1 protein-coding gene is annotated in these 489 nt (G+C 40.9%); it reads left to right on the forward strand.

What is annotated here, in order from left to right; all coding sequences use genetic code 11:
* Positions 1–204 precede the first annotated feature (204 nt).
* A complete protein-coding gene (locus ACTD9P_RS29730; protein WP_053285405.1) occupies positions 205–453 on the forward strand; it encodes a hypothetical protein in 249 nt (82 codons plus the stop codon).
* Positions 454–489 lie beyond the last annotated feature (36 nt).

The following is a 489-nucleotide window of genomic DNA, read 5'->3' on the forward strand; positions in this document are numbered from 1 at the left end:
TATCTATCCTCTCCTTTGCTCTGACAGCATATATGAGTCCTACACAGAACTCGAGAGGTTTTTGGGAAAAAATCAAAAAAAGAGGGTGCTGCTAACACCCTCCAATCACAACAGAGATAGCTCCCTGTCGAGAGCGTGATCATGACGCGGCCGCGTTTGTGGGAAATCACGCTCTGATTCATATTGTAATGGAGGACGGGGAGCATGACAAGAGAAAAAACAAACGTATGTTCCTATTCTGATGAAGAGAAGGAAAAGCTTCTGCTTTTACATAAAGCCGATGTTCTTGAAAATATCAGTGAATCAAAAGAGAAGTATCGGAAAATCGTTAGTGCAGGCATTGCACAGTGGATCAGAGACTTTCAAAACGGTCGAATAGAGGTAAACACTGTGGACGACTTAAAAAAGCTCATAGAGCTTGATATACAGCTTCAGAAGGATGAAGAAATATAAGTTATCTCACATTTTTGTGTTTTTCTCTCCTCTTAG

Source organism: Pseudomonas onubensis, from assembly GCF_965653655.1.
Taxonomy (GTDB): Bacteria; Pseudomonadota; Gammaproteobacteria; order Pseudomonadales; family Pseudomonadaceae; genus Aquipseudomonas.

Coding starts and splice junctions, on each gene's coding strand:
- ACTD9P_RS29730 (WP_053285405.1), top strand. CDS start 205: ATGACAAGAGAAAAAACAAACGTATGTTCCTATTCTGATGAAGAGAAG.